At 30.9% G+C, this 17,111-nt stretch carries 18 protein-coding genes; all 18 read left to right on the plus strand.

Going from position 1 to position 17,111, the window contains the following annotated elements; all coding sequences use genetic code 11:
• Positions 1 to 72, plus strand: a 72-nt coding sequence (locus HMPREF2953_RS11055; RefSeq protein WP_141754089.1) for a beta-class phenol-soluble modulin, incomplete at its 5' end; no start/stop codon positions are given.
• Between the two features lie 42 nt (positions 73 to 114).
• Complete coding sequence (locus HMPREF2953_RS06580) at positions 115 to 249, plus strand: beta-class phenol-soluble modulin (RefSeq protein ID WP_002488710.1); 135 nt, start codon at positions 115 to 117, stop codon at positions 247 to 249.
• A 125-nt stretch (positions 250 to 374) separates the two neighbouring features.
• Complete coding sequence (locus HMPREF2953_RS06585; RefSeq protein WP_002448764.1) at positions 375 to 1,064, plus strand: YjjG family noncanonical pyrimidine nucleotidase; 690 nt, start codon at positions 375 to 377, stop codon at positions 1,062 to 1,064.
• A 373-nt stretch (positions 1,065 to 1,437) separates the two neighbouring features.
• Entirely contained in the window at positions 1,438 to 3,051 is a 1,614-nt protein-coding gene (bshC, locus tag HMPREF2953_RS06590) for a bacillithiol biosynthesis cysteine-adding enzyme BshC (protein WP_070672442.1), read from the plus strand.
• Between the two features lie 142 nt (positions 3,052 to 3,193).
• A complete protein-coding gene (gene mraZ, locus HMPREF2953_RS06595; RefSeq protein ID WP_017174536.1) occupies positions 3,194 to 3,625 on the plus strand; it encodes a division/cell wall cluster transcriptional repressor MraZ in 432 nt (143 codons plus the stop codon).
• Between the two features lie 14 nt (positions 3,626 to 3,639).
• A complete protein-coding gene (gene rsmH, locus HMPREF2953_RS06600) occupies positions 3,640 to 4,575 on the plus strand; it encodes a 16S rRNA (cytosine(1402)-N(4))-methyltransferase RsmH (protein WP_070672446.1) in 936 nt (311 codons plus the stop codon).
• A gap of 13 nt (positions 4,576 to 4,588) precedes the next feature.
• Entirely contained in the window at positions 4,589 to 4,990 is a 402-nt protein-coding gene (ftsL, locus tag HMPREF2953_RS06605) for a cell division protein FtsL (RefSeq protein ID WP_002448811.1), read from the plus strand.
• Positions 4,971 to 7,217: a penicillin-binding protein gene (locus tag HMPREF2953_RS06610; protein ID WP_070672449.1), complete on the plus strand. Its 2,247-nt coding sequence runs from the start codon at positions 4,971 to 4,973 to the stop codon at positions 7,215 to 7,217. The genes ftsL and HMPREF2953_RS06610 overlap by 20 nt, the downstream gene beginning before the upstream one ends.
• Positions 7,218 to 7,391: 174 nt before the next feature.
• Positions 7,392 to 8,357 carry a phospho-N-acetylmuramoyl-pentapeptide-transferase gene (mraY, locus tag HMPREF2953_RS06615; protein ID WP_070672451.1) on the plus strand — a complete coding sequence of 322 codons (966 nt, stop codon included), beginning with the start codon at positions 7,392 to 7,394 and terminating at the stop codon, positions 8,355 to 8,357.
• Between the two features lies 1 nt (position 8,358).
• A complete protein-coding gene (gene murD, locus HMPREF2953_RS06620) occupies positions 8,359 to 9,705 on the plus strand; it encodes a UDP-N-acetylmuramoyl-L-alanine--D-glutamate ligase (protein ID WP_070672454.1) in 1,347 nt (448 codons plus the stop codon).
• Between the two features lie 18 nt (positions 9,706 to 9,723).
• A complete protein-coding gene (locus HMPREF2953_RS06625; protein WP_070672458.1) occupies positions 9,724 to 10,869 on the plus strand; it encodes a cell division protein FtsQ/DivIB in 1,146 nt (381 codons plus the stop codon).
• A 103-nt stretch (positions 10,870 to 10,972) separates the two neighbouring features.
• Positions 10,973 to 12,406, plus strand: coding sequence for a cell division protein FtsA (gene ftsA / locus HMPREF2953_RS06630; RefSeq protein ID WP_070672462.1), 1,434 nt, complete (start codon positions 10,973 to 10,975; stop codon positions 12,404 to 12,406).
• Between the two features lie 29 nt (positions 12,407 to 12,435).
• Positions 12,436 to 13,614, plus strand: a complete 1,179-nt coding sequence (gene ftsZ / locus HMPREF2953_RS06635) for a cell division protein FtsZ (protein ID WP_049336584.1) — start codon at positions 12,436 to 12,438, stop codon at positions 13,612 to 13,614.
• A 154-nt stretch (positions 13,615 to 13,768) separates the two neighbouring features.
• Positions 13,769 to 14,599, plus strand: coding sequence for a peptidoglycan editing factor PgeF (gene pgeF / locus HMPREF2953_RS06640; protein ID WP_049336582.1), 831 nt, complete (start codon positions 13,769 to 13,771; stop codon positions 14,597 to 14,599).
• 62 nt (positions 14,600 to 14,661) lie between these two features.
• Complete coding sequence (locus HMPREF2953_RS06645) at positions 14,662 to 15,336, plus strand: YggS family pyridoxal phosphate-dependent enzyme (RefSeq protein WP_017174546.1); 675 nt, start codon at positions 14,662 to 14,664, stop codon at positions 15,334 to 15,336.
• Between the two features lie 5 nt (positions 15,337 to 15,341).
• Positions 15,342 to 15,932, plus strand: a complete 591-nt coding sequence (locus tag HMPREF2953_RS06650; protein ID WP_070672465.1) for a cell division protein SepF — start codon at positions 15,342 to 15,344, stop codon at positions 15,930 to 15,932.
• Between the two features lie 22 nt (positions 15,933 to 15,954).
• Positions 15,955 to 16,251, plus strand: a complete 297-nt coding sequence (locus HMPREF2953_RS06655) for a YggT family protein (RefSeq protein WP_049431814.1) — start codon at positions 15,955 to 15,957, stop codon at positions 16,249 to 16,251.
• A gap of 75 nt (positions 16,252 to 16,326) precedes the next feature.
• Complete coding sequence (locus HMPREF2953_RS06660) at positions 16,327 to 17,100, plus strand: YlmH family RNA-binding protein (protein WP_029376746.1); 774 nt, start codon at positions 16,327 to 16,329, stop codon at positions 17,098 to 17,100.
• Positions 17,101 to 17,111 lie beyond the last annotated feature (11 nt).

Here is a 17,111-nt window from a genome sequence, read left to right on the forward strand (position 1 = left end):
AAATTAGGTACAAGCATTGTTGACATCGTATCAAATGGTGTAAGCATTCTAGGTAAATACTTAGGATTCTAACGTAATAATATTTAAAAATAAAAACAGAATGGGGAAATTCAAATGACTAAATTAGCAGAAGCAATTGCAAATACTGTAACAGCAGCACAAAATCAAGACTGGACAAAATTAGGTACAAGCATTGTTGACATTGTATCAAGTGGTGCAAGTGTATTAGGTAAAGTATTTGGTTTCTAATACTTAATAGCAAGTATTCAACACTTAAGGATTAATCCTTAAGTGTTTTTATTTTTTAGTATTATTTAATGAATCATGACAAATCTGCTAAAATAATATACATACTATAATTTAGGAGTATAAAAATGAAATACGATACTATTTTACTTGATTTTGATGATACAATTGTGGACTTTTTTGATGCAGAAGATAGAGCATTTCATCAAATGGCACATCATTTCGGTCATTATCCAACTGAAGAAGATTTTCAATATTTTAAGAAAGTAAATCAAAATCATTGGGAAGCATTTCAAAAAAATGAACTATCTAAAGAAGAAGTATTAACACATCGTTTTATTAATTATTTTAAAGAGTATGGTATAGACGTAGATGGTAAAAAAGCCGATGTTTTATTTAGAGACGAACTAGCTAAAGCACCATTAAAATTCTTCAACTCTACTTTAGAAACAATTGATCGATTAAGCCAAGAATGTGAATTGTTTATTGTGACTAATGGTGTTACAGATACCCAAAAACGTCGTATTGCTCAATTAGAGTTTAAAGACATCTTATCTGGAGTATATATATCAGAAGAAACAGGATATCAAAAACCTATGAGTGAATTTTTTGATTATATCTTTGAGAGAATTGGTGAAGAAAAAAGAAAGACTTCAATAATAGTAGGAGATTCTCTTACATCAGATATACTAGGTGGAAAAAATGCCGGTATTACAACATGTTGGTTTAATTATCGTAATAAAGAAAATAACAGTGATATTGTACCAGATTATGAAATACAATCTTTATATGAATTGGTTAATTTAGTTGAAGAATAATTAATAAGAGACCTGAGCTAAATGGCTCAGGCTTATTTATGCAAATAGCGTTTATAGCTTAATTGTTTAGAAATCATACAAGTATATTGACTTCTTATGCAAGTCTTCATTATCAATTTCTCTAAATGCCTCAAATAATTCAACAGTTTTTTAATTTATTTCAAAATGTTGAACTTTAGTTATGTTCTCATCATCATTTAAATGCTTTATATATATTGTATCTCTATTAATATACGATTTTCATTTAATAACATATTAATTACTTATAATCTGATAAAATGGATGTGAATTTCAATAGTTAAGCCGTAAAATTGTCATCTAGGGATATAATCTTTATACTGAATAAGTAATGTTATATTGAAGGAGTAAGGGAATGAACTGTAAAGTAACTAATTTTCAAGAAAAAGATTCATTTATTACTAAATTAGAAAACAGTGATGAAACATTATTGAAATTTTATCAATATAATCCAGTCAAACCATCTAGTTTTGATCAAAGAATGGATCGTCCTAATAATGGTAGAGAGCAACAACTTGCTCAAGTGATTAAATCATATATGTCAGATTTGAATATAACAGAAATTCAACAGACTCATCTTACTGCACTCAGTGAAGGAGCTAAAGTGGTAATTGGTGGCCAACAAGCTGGTCTTTTTGGTGGACCTTTATATACGTTTCATAAAATTCTTTCAATTGTTAATTTAAGTCGTGAATTAACTGAAACATATCAACAAACTGTTGTACCTGTTTTTTGGATTGCAGGTGAAGATCATGACTTTGAAGAAGTAAATCATACGTATGCTTATAATGCAAAAGATGCTCATTTACATAAAGTAAAATATCATACAATGACACCGCCTGAAACAAGCGTTTCTCACTATATTCCAGAAAAGGAACAGATGATTGAAGCACTTAATCAATTTTTTAAAGAATTAAAAGAAACGAAACATACTAACGCACTTTATCAAGTATGTTTAGAGATTATAGAAAAGTACAATAATTGGACTGATATTTTTAAAGGGTTACTTCAAGAAGTATTTAAAGATTACGGTGTACTATTTATTGATGCTCAATATGAAAAAATTCGTGAATTAGAGAAGCCATTATTAAAAAATATTATTCAAAAACATAATGAAATTAACCAAGCGTTTAGAAAAACACAAAAATTAACTACACAATCAGGTTTAAACAAAATGATTGAAACAGATACCAATGTCCATCTGTTCCTTCATGAAGATAGTATGCGTCAACTAATTACTAAAAAAGATGATGTATTCAAATTGAGTAAATCAGATATTACATATAATAAAGATGAATTGTTAAAATTAGTTGAAAAAGAACCAACTCGTTTTTCTAATAATGTTGTAACTAGACCAGTAATGGAAGAATGGCTATTTAATACGGTAGCTTTTATTGGAGGGCCAAGTGAAATTAAATACTGGGCTGAATTGAATGAAGTATTTAAAATTTTAGATGTTGAAATGCCTATTGTTTTACCAAGAATGAAAATCACTTATTTACCAATTAGAATAGAAAAACTAATTAATCAGTATAAGTTAAATGCTGAAAATGTTATTATGAATGGCATAGAAACGGATAGAGAAAAATTCGTTCGTAGCAAAGCTTCAGATACATTTATTAAAAAAGTAGAGTCTTTAAAAGAGAATCATGCCAAAATATACGAATCACTTCGTAAAGAGGTTAATGATAATCATGATAATATCAATTTATTAAAGAAAAATTATGACATTCATAATAAACAATTTGAATATTTATTAAATCGCTATTTACTTAACATTGAAAGAGATAACGATATAAGTATGAAACATTTTAGAGAGATTGAACATGTATTGCATCCAATGGGTGGCCTACAAGAAAGAATTTGGAATCCACTTCAAATGATGAATGAATTTGGGATAGATGTGTTTAGTCCCTCCACTTATCCTCCACTTAAATATACATTTAACCAAATAGTTATAAAACCTTAATTTATAAGGAAAAGACCCATATTATTTTAATAGATAATATGGGTCTTTTTATGTCAAATTAAAGAATTTTAAGATATTTTACATAATTAGTGGAGGATAGTGGTGAGATGTGGTAAATTATTAATAAGGTGAGGTGGTAATAATGTTCATGGGAGAATACGAGCATCAATTAGATGCTAAAGGACGTATGATAATTCCATCTAAGTTTAGATATGACTTAAATGAACGTTTTATTATCACACGAGGCCTTGATAAATGTTTGTTTGGTTACACGCTTGAAGAATGGCAACAGATAGAAGAGAAAATGAAAACCTTACCTATGACAAAAAAAGACGCACGTAAGTTTATGCGTATGTTCTTCTCTGGAGCTATCGAAGTAGAACTAGATAAGCAAGGGCGTATTAACATTCCTCAAAATTTGAGGAAATACGCAAATTTAACAAAAGAATGTACGGTAATAGGTGTCTCAAATCGTATAGAGATTTGGGATAGAGGAACTTGGAATGAATTCTATGAAGAATCAGAAGAAAGTTTTGAAGATATTGCCGAAGATTTGATAGATTTTGATTTTTAATGGAGGAATTTATAGTGTTTCATCATGTAAGCGTTATGCTAAAAGAAACAATAGATGAATTAGACATCAAAGAGGATGGCATATATGTAGATTGTACGCTTGGTGGATCCGGTCATGCACTCTATTTATTAAATCAATTAAACGATGACGGTAGGTTGATTGCAATTGATCAAGATACTACTGCCTTAGAAAATGCTAAAGAAGTACTAAAAGATCACTTACACAAGGTCACGTTTGTACATAATAACTTTAGAGAATTAACTGATATTTTGAAAAATTTAGGAATTGAAAAAGTAGATGGTATTTACTACGACTTAGGTGTTTCAAGTCCACAGCTTGATATACCTGAAAGAGGATTTAGTTATCATCATGATGCAAAGTTAGATATGCGTATGGATCAAACGCAAGAATTAACTGCATATGATGTTGTTAATGATTGGCCTTATGAGGCATTGGTTAAAATCTTTTATCGTTATGGAGAAGAAAAATTTTCTAAACAAATAGCGAGAAGAATAGAAGCACACCGTGAACAACAACCTATTGAAACAACATTAGAGCTTGTAGACATTATTAAAGAAGGTATTCCAGCTAAAGCTCGAAGAAAAGGTGGTCATCCTGCTAAACGCATTTTCCAAGCGATAAGAATAGCAGTGAACGATGAACTATCTGCGTTTGAAGATTCAATTGAACAAGCCATTGAGCATGTTAAAGTAAAAGGTAGGATTTCAGTCATTACTTTCCATTCTCTGGAAGATAGATTGTGCAAGCAAATTTTCCAAGAATACGAAAAAGGACCTGATGTGCCTAGAGGGTTACCAATTATTCCTGAAGCTTATACACCTAAGTTAAAACGAGTAAATCGTAAACCAATTACTGCTACAGAAGAGGATTTAGACGAAAATAATAGAGCACGTAGTGCAAAATTACGTGTTGCTGAAATATTAAAATAAGGAGTAATTGAGGATGGCTGTAGAAAAAATTTACGAACCATATGAACACATTCAGCACACTAGCATACCGAAAGAACAACCAAAGACACAAACTGAGACGAAAACAGTAACTAAAAAGGTTGTTGTTCAACTTACGCGATTTGAGAAATTTTTATACATAACGCTTGTCACAGCAATTGCTGTTCTAGCAATCTATATGCTATCTTTAAAAATGGATGCGTACGATACAAATGATAAAATTGCCGAGCTAGATCAAAAGATTGAACAACAATCTAATGAAAATAATGCAATTCAATCTGAAATTAAGAAAAATTCTTCTTATGAGCGCATTTACGATCAGGCTAAAAAACAAGGTATGAGCCTAAAGAACGATAATGTAAAGGTAGTGCGTACTAATGGCGAAGCGAAAAATTAAAATTAGAAAAAATAAATTAGGAGCAGTCCTCCTTGTTGGATTATTCGGACTGCTCTTTTTTGTATTGGTTTTAAGATATTCATATATCATGATAACTGGACATTCAGACGGACAAGATTTAGTGATGCGCGCTAATGAAAAATATCTCGTAAAAACGCAAGAACAGCCTGAAAGAGGGAAAATATACGATAGAAACGGTAAAATTTTAGCCGAAGATGTTCAACGATATAAATTAGTTGCTATTATTGATAAAAATGCTGGAGAAGTTGGTGATACACCAAGGTATGTTAAAGATAAAAAGAAAACAGCAAAACAATTATCAAAAATTATTGATATGAAACCTGATGAAATTGAAAAACGTCTTAATCAAAAGAAAGCCTTTCAAGTTGAATTTGGACAGAAAGGGACAAATTTAACATATCAAGATAAAGTTAAACTCGATAAAATGGACTTACCAGGAATCACCTTATATCCAGAAACTGAACGATTCTATCCTAACGGTAATTTTGCTTCTCATTTAATTGGTATGGCTCAAAAAAATCCTGATACTGGGGAATTAAATGGTGCATTAGGTGTAGAAAAGATTTTTAATAGTTATCTAAATGGACAGAAAGGCTCGCTATCTTATATACATGACATTTGGGGTTATATTGCACCAAACAGTAAAAATGAAAAAGCGCCAAAACGTGGTGATGACGTTCATTTAACCATTGATTCAAATATACAAGTATTTGTCGAAGAGGCTCTTGATGATATGGTGAAACGATATGAACCAAAAGATTTATTTGCAGTGGTTATGGATGCTAAAACAGGAGAAATTCTTGCATATAGTCAACGTCCAACATTCAACCCCGAAACGGGTAAAGACTTTGGAAAAAAATGGGCTAATGATTTATATCAAAATGCATATGAGCCTGGGTCAACATTTAAATCATATGGATTAGCAGCCGCCATTCAAGAAGGTAAATTTAATCCTAAAGAAAAATATGAATCTGGTCATCGTGATATTATGGGTTCAAGAATTTCTGACTGGAATAAAACCGGTTGGGGAGAAATACCAATGTCATTAGGTTTCACATATTCATCTAATACATTGATGATGCATCTTCAAGATTTAGTTGGTGCTGATAAAATGAAATCTTGGTACGAGCGCTTTGGTTTTGGTAAATCTACAAATGGTATGTTTGACGGAGAATTAAAAGGAAATATTGCTTGGTCAAATGAATTACAACAAAAAACATCAGCATTCGGTCAATCGACCACAGTAACGCCTGTACAAATGATACAAGCACAATCAGCTTTCTTTAATAAAGGAAATATGTTAAAACCTTGGTTTGTTCAAAGTATAGATAATCCAATTTCAAAGAAAACATTCTATAAAGGTGAAAAGAATATAATTGGAAAACCTATTACTTCAGAAACTGCGGATAAAGTTGAAACAGAATTAGATAAAGTAGTAAATAGTGATAAAAGTCATGCTTCCAATTATCGTATTGATGGTTATGATATTGAAGGGAAAACAGGTACTGCTCAGGTCGTTAATGAAAATGGTAGTGGATACGTTAAAGGAGCAAATCCCTACTTTGTAAGCTTTATGGGAGATGCGCCAAAAAAACATCCAAGAGTTATTGTTTATGTTGGTATGAGTCTTGCTCAGAAAAATGATCAAGAAGCATATGAATTAGGGGTAAGTAAAGCTTTTAAACCTATCATGGAAAATACACTTAAGTATTTAAATGTAGGCTCTAAAAAAGATGAGACTCAATCAGCACAGTATAGTAAAGTGCCAAATGTTGTAGGGCAATCAAGTCAAAAAGCCCAAGATAGTCTTAAAGGAAAAGATTTACAACCTGTCATTATTGGTAATGGTAATACAATAAAAGCTCAATCTACTAGAGCTAATACAAAATTATTACCGAATAGTAAAGTGTTAGCAGTGACAGATGGCGATATTACTATGCCAAATATGAAAGGTTGGACAACAGACGATGTCCTAGCCTTCCAAGAATTAACTGGAATCAATGTTACGACTAAAGGCAGTGGATATGTAACAAATCAATCTGCAGCGAGTGGGTCAACACTCAAAAGTAATAAGAAAATTGAAATAGAATTATCTACTGATGATCCTAATGAAAATACATCCTTAACTGATTCGAGTGAATCTGATTCAAATAACACTTCAGATAATTCAACTGATACAACGTCTAATGATAAAAACGATTCATAAGAACAAATGACGTCATTTTAAATGATTATAAATAAGGTGTCATATATGATGGATACCTTATTTATAATCTCAATTTCTTACATAATATATATAAAATTAGTTTGAAAATTGATAAGATTATAAAGGAAATAAAGTGAAAAACGAATAAATTTAAAATACATAAAGGAGATTACCATGCTTTTTATATTTGCGATTATCGCATTACTTATCACATTTATTTTAGTTCCTGTACTTATACCGACACTTAAACGAATGAAATTTGGTCAAAGTATCCGCGAAGAAGGTCCTCAAAGCCATATGAAAAAAACGGGTACACCAACCATGGGTGGTTTAACGTTTTTAATTAGTATTATTATTACATCTATTATTGCTATATTTTTCACAGATCATTCTAATCCCATTATTCTATTACTCTTTGTCACAATAGGATTTGGACTCATTGGTTTTATTGATGATTACATTATTGTAGTTAAAAAAAATAACCAAGGACTTACAAGTAAGCAGAAATTTTTAGCTCAAATTGCAATAGCAATTATATTTTTCATTCTAAGCGATGTTTTTCATTTAATAGAATTTTCAACAAGTATAAATATTCCCTTTACTAATTTTGGAATTCCATTGTCGTTTGCGTACGTTATTTTTATTGTTTTTTGGCAAGTTGGATTTTCAAACGCAGTTAATTTAACTGATGGATTGGATGGATTAGCAACTGGCTTATCAATTATTGGATTCACTATGTATGCAATTATGAGTTTCATGTTAAATGCTCCTGCAATTGGTACTTTTTGTATTATTATGATTTTTGCATTACTCGGTTTCTTACCGTATAACTTAAATCCAGCCAAAGTATTTATGGGAGATACGGGAAGCTTAGCATTAGGAGGTATTTTTGCTACAATTTCAATCATGTTAAACCAAGAATTTTCATTACTTTTTGTAGGTTTAGTATTTGTTATCGAAACATTATCAGTAATGTTGCAAGTATCATCTTATAAATTAACTAAAAAAAGAATCTTTAAAATGACACCAATTCATCACCATTTTGAACTTAGCGGATGGAGTGAATGGAAAGTTGTTTCAGTATTTTGGTTTGTGGGGTTAATTTCAGGATTAATTGGATTATGGATAGGAGTGCATTAGAATGCTAAATTATACAGGATTAGAGAATAAAGATGTTCTTGTAGTTGGATTAGCAAAAAGTGGTTATGAAGCTGCTAAGTTATTAGTTAAATTAGGTGCAAATGTAACTATAAATGATGGGAAAGATTTATCTAAAGATCCCCATGCAAAAGACTTAGAAACATTAGGTGTGAAAATTGTTGATGGTGGTCATCCATTATCATTACTTGATAGCAACCCAATTATTGTTAAAAACCCAGGTATACCTTATACAGTTTCAATTATTGATGAAGCATATCAACGAGGTCTTAAAATTTTAACTGAAGTAGAATTAAGTTATTTAATTTCTGAAGCTCCAATTATCGCCGTAACTGGTACAAATGGTAAAACAACAACAACTTCTCTCATTGGAGATATGTTTAAAAAAAGTAGATTAACTGGAAGACTTTCAGGAAATATTGGGTATGTTGCTTCTAAAGTAGCTCAAGAAACGTCACCTGATGAATATCTAATCACTGAATTATCTTCATTCCAATTACTTGGCATTGAACATTACAGACCTCACATTGCCATCATTACAAATATCTATTCTGCTCATTTAGATTATCATGAGTCATTAGAAAATTATCAAAATGCGAAGCGACGTATTTACAAAAATCAAACAGAAGATGATTATTTGATTTGTAATTATCATCAACGTCATTTAATTGAAACTGAAAATTTAAAAGCTAAAACATTATATTTTTCTACTCAACAAGAAGTAGATGGCATCTATATTAAAGATAATTATATCGTTTATAATAATGTTAATCTTATTAATATTGATGACTTAGTTTTACCAGGAGAACATAACTTAGAAAATATTTTAGCTGCTGTTTTAGCTGCAATACTTGCAGGCGTGCCAATTAAGGCTATCGTAGATAGTTTAACAACATTCTCAGGTATTGAACATCGATTACAATATATTGGAACGAATCGAACAAATAAATACTATAATGACTCTAAAGCAACCAATACATTAGCAACACAGTTTGCTTTAAATTCATTTAAACAGCCTATTATCTGGTTATGTGGTGGTTTAGATCGAGGTAATGGATTTGATGAATTAATTCCTTATATGAAACATGTTAGAGTAATGGTAGTTTTCGGTGAAACTCAAGATAAATTTGCTAAATTAGGTAATAGTCAAGGTAAAGAAGTAATCAAAGCAGTTGATATAGAAGATGCAGTAAAAAAAGTTCAAGATGTCATTGAACCTAATGATGTTGTTTTACTTTCACCAGCATGTGCAAGTTGGGATCAATATAAAACATTTGAAGAACGTGGCGAAAGATTTATTGAAAGTTTCCGTGCATACCTACCATCTTAATTAAAGGATGTGAAGTAATTGGATGATACAAGGGGCAATAGAAATAAAAAGATTCGTTCTATCAAGCGTTCATTTGATAAAGACAAAACTGAATTAGAAAATGATAAAAATAAAAAAATTAAAGATGATGTTAAATCAAAAGATAGACTCCAAAAAGAAAAGAATCTTTCAAATGATAGAAGGTCAAATAAATCTTTAAATTCTTCGAAAAATAAAGGTGAAAATTTAAAGAAAGAAGTAAAAACAAAGTTAAGAGAAAAGCGCAATAAATTTCAAAATGATAAATATAGTCACTTAACGGTAGCTGAAAAACGAGAACAACAAAAGATAGATAAAAGAAAGCGACAAAAACGTATTCAATATATTATTGTTACTACTTTAATACTTTTAATTATATTATTTCTACTATATATGTTTACACCATTAAGTAGAATTTCTCATGTTAATATTAGTGGTAATCATAATGTAAGTGATAGTCAAGTTGAAAAAGAATTAAATATCAAAAAAGGATCACGCATTTATACTTTTAGTAAAAGCAAAGCTATCAATAATTTAAAGAAAAATTCATTAATCAAAGATGTTCAGATTAATAAACAGTTGCCTAATACTTTAAATGTTAAAATTATTGAAAATAATTTAGTAGGTATTGTAAAAGATAAAAATAAATATGTGCCAATAATTGAAGGAAATAAAAAATTAGACAATTATAATGGTGATATTGCGAATAGTGCACCTGTGTTAGAAGATTTTAAAGGTGACAATTTAAATAGTATCACGAAAGCATTATCTAAAATGTCTAATGAAACGAGAGATATGATTTCAGAAATAAAATATGCACCTTTACAGAATCAACAAAATCGAGTCCTTTTATATATGAAAGATGGCATGCAAGTAGTAGGAGACATCAATACTCTAGCTAACAAAATCGAGTATTATCCTCAAATGTCTCAATCTCTTGCAAAAGATAGTTCAGGTCAATTAAAAACACAAGGATATATTGATTTATCTGTAGGAGCATCATTTATTCCATATAATGAAAATAGCAGTATTAATTCTAAGTCTGATCAAAATGTTCGTCAAAAAACACAGCAAGAAACAGAAGCAAAAAATGAATTACAAAGTGCATTAAATAAAATAAGCGAACAATCGGATACAAATAATTAAAAAATTTCGATAATAATATGTGTTTATAGTTCACAAGCTAAACGACGTATTGTAAACTAAATATAGTGTATTTTAATAGTATTTTGTCAGGAGGTGCCTATCTATGGAGGAACATTACTATGTAAGCATAGATATTGGTTCATCAAGTGTTAAAACAATAGTAGGCGAAAAATTTCACAATGGTATTAATGTGATAGGTACAGGGCAAACCTACACTAGCGGTATTAAGAATGGATTGATTGATGATTTTGATATTGCGAAACAAGCAATTAAAGATACAATTAAAAAAGCTTCTATCGCATCAGGTGTGGATATAAAAGAAGTTTTCTTAAAATTACCTATCATTGGTACTGAAGTGTACGATGAAGAAAACGAAATTGATTTTTACGAAGATACAGAAATTAGTGGATCACATATTGAAACAGTATTGGAAGGTATACGTCAAAAAAATGATGTAGCTGATACAGAAGTTATTGATGTGTTTCCGATTAGATTCATTGTAGATGGAGATAACGAGGTTTCGGATCCTAAAGAACTCATTGCAAGACACTCGTTAAAAGTAGAAGCAGGTGTTATTGCAATTCACAAGTCAATTCTAATTAATATGATTAAATGTGTAGAATCTTGTGGAGTAGATGTATTGGACGTCTATTCAGATGCTTATAACTATGGCTCTATTTTATCTGCAACTGAAAAAGAATTAGGTGCATGTGTAATTGATATTGGTGAAGATCTCACTCAAATCGCCTTTTATGAACGCGGTGAACTTGTAGATGCCGATTCAATTGAATTAGCTGGACGTGATATTACAGATGATATCGCAGAAGAATTAAACACTACATATGAAACAGCTGAAAAAATTAAACATCAATATGGACATGCTTATACACAATCAGCGTCTGATCAAGACGTTTTCAGTGTTGATCAGGTAGATAGTGACGAATTAGTAGAGTATACTCAAAAAGATTTAAGTGCAGTTATTGAAAGAACAGTGCAAGATATCTTTGATGAAGTATTTGATGTGTTGGTAGATTTAGGATTAACTAAAGTAAATGGTGGATTCATTGTTACAGGTGGTTCTTCAAACTTATTGGGCGTTAAAGAATTACTAAGTACAATGGTTAATGAAAAAATAAGAATCCATACACCTTCTCAAATGGGAATTAGAAAACCTGAATTTACTTCAGCGATTTCTACAATATCTAGTAGTATCACATTTGATGAATTATTAGATTATGTTACAATAAATTATCAAGATAATGATGAATTTGAAGAAGAAGTCATTGAAAATGACGAACACAATCATACTTCAAAATCAGGTGGCTTTGACTGGTTTAAACGTAAATCTAATAAAAACGAAGACACTGACGAAAATCATCAGCCGGAAGTACGTGAAAAAGCGGAGAAACATGATGATTATGAAACGTATGATGAAAACAACCATCAAGATGGAACACATCATTATGATGATGAACATGAAAAATCTGATAAAGAAGAAAGCAAATTTAAAAAGCTTATGAAATCTCTATTTGAATAATTGGCCATTAAGACTAGGAGGAAAAATAAATGTTAGAATTTGAACAAGGATTTAATCATTTGGCGACATTAAAAGTCATCGGTGTAGGTGGCGGCGGTAACAACGCTGTTAACCGCATGATTGATCATGGAATGAATAATGTTGAATTTATTGCTATTAACACTGATGGGCAAGCTTTAAACTTATCTAAAGCAGAATCTAAAATACAAATCGGTGAAAAATTAACACGTGGTTTAGGTGCAGGTGCAAATCCAGAAATTGGAAAAAAAGCTGCTGAAGAATCACGTGAACAAATTGAAGATGCTATTCAAGGCGCTGATATGGTATTCGTTACTGCTGGTATGGGTGGCGGTACTGGTACAGGTGCTGCACCAGTAGTTGCTAAAATTGCTAAAGAAATGGGAGCATTAACAGTGGGTGTTGTAACTCGTCCATTTGGCTTTGAAGGACGTAAACGTTCTACACAAGCAGCAGCAGGTGTTGAAGCTATGAAAGCGGCAGTTGATACATTAATCGTTATCCCTAACGATCGTTTATTAGATATTGTTGATAAATCAACTCCTATGATGGAAGCATTTAAAGAAGCAGATAATGTTTTACGTCAAGGTGTTCAAGGTATCTCTGATTTAATCGCTGTATCAGGTGAAGTGAACTTAGACTTTGCTGACGTTAAGACAATTATGTCTAACCAAGGTTCTGCATTAATGGGTATTGGTGTATCTTCAGGCGAAAATAGAGCAGTGGAAGCTGCTAAAAAAGCTATTTCATCTCCATTACTTGAAACATCAATTGTTGGTGCTCAAGGTGTGTTAATGAACATTACAGGTGGTGAATCTTTATCTTTATTCGAAGCTCAAGAAGCAGCTGATATTGTACAAGATGCAGCAGATGAAGATGTAAATATGATTTTCGGTACTGTAATTAATCCAGAATTACAAGATGAAATTGTTGTAACAGTAATCGCAACTGGATTTGAAGACAAACCAACATCTCAAGGACGTAAAGCGTCAAGTACTGGTTTTGGTTCAAGTGCAACTTCTAGTCCATCAACTCAAAGTGCACCAAAAGAAGACTCATTCACACATAGTGCATCTAATTCACGTCCTTCTGATGGTCTAAGCGAAAGAAGTCATACTACTAAAGATGATGATATTCCTAGCTTTATTCGTAATAGAGAAGAAAGACGTTCTAGAAGAACTAGACGCTAATATTAAAGCATAAATATAAAATAAGGAGCAGTGATTTCTGAAGAGAATGCTGCTCTTTTTATTTTGTTTAATTTAAAAAGAAATATGTTATATAATACATTTATATACATCTTTTAATCGAAATGCAGATAAAATATAAAACAATAGTCTAGATATGATTATTCTTAAAAGTGAGGGTGGTTTTCACAACGTGGAAAAATTTATAAAACAGCCACATTATTTGAGTTATACATCACAATATGATCAGTTAACACTTGGTTTTACTACACGCGAAGATGGAAAGAGTCCATATCCAAGAGATGCATTTAATATGGCACGTTATATTGATGATGAACCTAGTTATGTGACGCATCATCAAGAGATATTAGCTAATGCTATAAACTTTCCTACACAACAATGGGTTTTTCCTATTCAAACACACGAAAATAATATCGCTCACATTACTAAAGCACATTGTGGCGCTAATATTAAGACATTAGGTAATGAATTATATGGAATTGATGGTATGTACACTTATGATTCAGATATATTATTAACGATGTGTTATGCTGATTGTGTACCTGTATATTTTTATAGTGAAAAACATCATTTTATCGCTCTAGCTCATGCGGGGTGGAGAGGAACATATGGTCAAATAGTAGTAGAAATGCTTAAATATGTAGAATTTGACTATCAAGATTTAAATGTAGTCATAGGTCCAGCGACTTCTTCAACCTATGAAATAAATGATGATATTAAAAAGAAATTTGAAACATTGCCTATTAATTCTGACAAATATATTGAAACACGAGATACTGATCGACATGGTATTGATTTAAAATTAGCCAACGCTTTATTATTAATAAATAGTGGCGTACCAGCTGAAAATATTAACATTACAAAATATACTACGTCAGAAGACTTATCGCTTTTTTTCTCTTATCGTGTTGAAAAAGGTAAAACTGGCAGGATGCTAGCATTTATAGGTCAAAAAGGAGAAGTGTAGTGTAATGCAGTTATATCACTATAATCCTTTATGTCATTACAAAGTTAAGAGGTTGATATATAATGAAAGTGACAGAAAATTTAGAAAAAATACAAACGGAAATTAATCATCATCTTGAAAAAAGTGTGATTAAGACCGCTCCAAACGTGATTGCAGTAACAAAATATGTTACAATAGACCGAGCAAAAGAAGCGTATGATGCTGGTTTAAGACACTTTGGAGAAAATAGAGTAGAAGGTTTTCTAGAAAAAAAACAAGCCTTACCTAAAGATGTTACAATGCATTTTATCGGTTCACTACAGTCTAGAAAAGTAAAAGATGTGATTAATGACATCGATTATTTACATGCACTAGATCGTTTGAATTTAGCAAAAGAAATTAATAAAAGAGCAACTCACACTATTTCATGCTTTATCCAAGTGAATGTTTCTGGTGAAGAAACTAAACATGGTATTGCGCTTAGTGAAGTTAATGATTTTATTGAACAAATTAAAGCATTCGACAATATTAAAATTGTTGGATTAATGACAATGGCGCCTTATACCGATGATAAGGACTACATACATCAGTTATTTAAACAATTGAGATTAAAACGAGATGAAATTAAAAACCTTAAATTGAATTATGCACCATGTGAATATTTATCTATGGGAATGAGTAATGATTATACTATTGCTGTAGAAGAAGGTGCTACATTTATAAGAATAGGGACTAAACTTGTTGGAGAAGAGGAGTGAGCCCCGTGGCTATCAAGGATTTATTTAATAATTTTTTCCTAATGGAAGATGAAGAAGAAGTCGAAAGCCCTGCTGAAAGACAACAGCGTGTAACACAAAATGAAGAAAATCAAAATCGTAATATGCAACAGCAACCTATTGAAAGAACACAGAATAATCAAAATCACTTAAAAACTGTACCTCAAAAGAAAGTATCAAAAAATTACAATACTGAAGAAAGGAATTATCGTATGGGAAATACATCAAATAAGTCTAATTTAAAAAATGTTGTTACTATGAATCAATCAGCTGGTACAGGTTATAGTAATTACGAAAATTCAAAAATGTGCTTATTTGAACCTCGTGTATTTTCAGATACTCAAGACATTGCAGATGAACTTAAAAATCGTCGTGCGACATTAGTTAACTTACAACGTATTGATAAAGTATCAGCGAAACGTATTATTGACTTCTTAAGTGGAACAGTTTATGCCATTGGCGGAGATATACAACGTGTAGGTGCTGATATCTTCCTTTGTACACCTGATAATGTTGAGGTGGCAGGTAGTATTACCGATCACCTTGAACAGATGAATACACAACAACATTACGAATAATTTAAGGAGTAGAATATAATATATGGATGTTGGTATATTAGCTAGTATATTTAACTTTATATTATTACTAGTTCAAATTTATTATTGGGGAATGATTATTTATTTTTTTACTTCATGGGTTCCAACAATTAGAGAATCTAAATTTGGATCATTTTTAAGTAAGATATATGAACCTTTCTTAGAGCCATTTAGAAAGATTATTCCACCCATTGGTATGATTGATATTTCATCAATTGTAGCATTATTTGTACTTGTATTATTTCAATATGGATTGCAAAGTATTTTTGATATGATATTAAATTATTTAATACTAAAATAATTTTATAATAAGTTAGTAGAGCCTGTGATATGCATAATGTCTCAGGCTCTTTAACACTTAAAAGAGGAGGCGTTAATCATCGATATTTATCAGCACTTTAGAAATGAAGAACAACCACTTATTGATCAATTATTAGATAAATGTGAACAAGTTAATCAACAATATGCACCTGTATTGACTTCATTTTTAGATCCTAGAGGACAATATATATTAGAAGTCATCGTCGGTAGTTTTGAAGATATGAAAGTGAGCTATTTCGGTGGTCAATCGGCAGAAAGAAAGAGAGCAATTATTGCGCCTAGTTATTTTGAACCTACTGAAGGTGATTTTGAAGAAGTATTAATCCAAATTAATTATCCTGAGAAATTTGTGTCTATTCAACATCAACATGTACTTGGAACTTTAATGTCTTTAGGTATAGAAAGAGAACAAGTAGGAGATATACTTGTTGGTGATACGATTCAGTTTGTTTTGACAAAGCAATTGGAATCATATATTATGATGGAATTAACAAAGATTAAAGGTGCTACAGTCAAACTTGATTCTATTCCATTTAAAGATATGATACAATCAAAAGAGAATTGGAATATTCATCATAGTACAGTCAGTGCTTTAAGATTAGATGTCGTTTTAAAAGAAATGATTCGAAAATCTAGATCAATTGCTAAACAATTAATTGAAAAAAAACGGGTAAAAGTGAATCATACTTTAATCGATTCTCCCGATTTTCAACTTCAAAACAATGATTTGCTCTCTATTCAAGGATTTGGACGTGCTCGAATTATTGATATAGGTGGCAAAACTAAAAAAGAAAAAGTTCATATAACGTATCAAACACTATTTAAGTAAATGATATTGAT

The sequence above is a fragment of the Staphylococcus sp. HMSC072E01 genome, from assembly GCF_001814125.1.
GTDB classification, from domain to species: domain Bacteria; phylum Bacillota; class Bacilli; order Staphylococcales; family Staphylococcaceae; genus Staphylococcus; species Staphylococcus hominis.

Excerpts from the sequence above, each read along its gene's own strand:
- HMPREF2953_RS06580 (WP_002488710.1), top strand. The coding sequence starts at position 115 with ATGACTAAATTAGCAGAAGCAATTGCAAATACTGTAACAGCAGCACAA.
- HMPREF2953_RS06585 (WP_002448764.1), top strand. The coding sequence starts at position 375 with ATGAAATACGATACTATTTTACTTGATTTTGATGATACAATTGTGGAC.
- bshC (WP_070672442.1), top strand. The coding sequence starts at position 1,438 with ATGAACTGTAAAGTAACTAATTTTCAAGAAAAAGATTCATTTATTACT.
- mraZ (WP_017174536.1), top strand. The coding sequence starts at position 3,194 with ATGTTCATGGGAGAATACGAGCATCAATTAGATGCTAAAGGACGTATG.
- ftsL (WP_002448811.1), top strand. The coding sequence starts at position 4,589 with ATGGCTGTAGAAAAAATTTACGAACCATATGAACACATTCAGCACACT.
- HMPREF2953_RS06610 (WP_070672449.1), top strand. The coding sequence starts at position 4,971 with ATGGCGAAGCGAAAAATTAAAATTAGAAAAAATAAATTAGGAGCAGTC.
- mraY (WP_070672451.1), top strand. The coding sequence starts at position 7,392 with ATGCTTTTTATATTTGCGATTATCGCATTACTTATCACATTTATTTTA.
- murD (WP_070672454.1), top strand. The coding sequence starts at position 8,359 with ATGCTAAATTATACAGGATTAGAGAATAAAGATGTTCTTGTAGTTGGA.
- ftsA (WP_070672462.1), top strand. The coding sequence starts at position 10,973 with ATGGAGGAACATTACTATGTAAGCATAGATATTGGTTCATCAAGTGTT.
- ftsZ (WP_049336584.1), top strand. The coding sequence starts at position 12,436 with ATGTTAGAATTTGAACAAGGATTTAATCATTTGGCGACATTAAAAGTC.
- pgeF (WP_049336582.1), top strand. The coding sequence starts at position 13,769 with ATGATTATTCTTAAAAGTGAGGGTGGTTTTCACAACGTGGAAAAATTT.
- HMPREF2953_RS06645 (WP_017174546.1), top strand. The coding sequence starts at position 14,662 with ATGAAAGTGACAGAAAATTTAGAAAAAATACAAACGGAAATTAATCAT.
- HMPREF2953_RS06655 (WP_049431814.1), top strand. The coding sequence starts at position 15,955 with ATGGATGTTGGTATATTAGCTAGTATATTTAACTTTATATTATTACTA.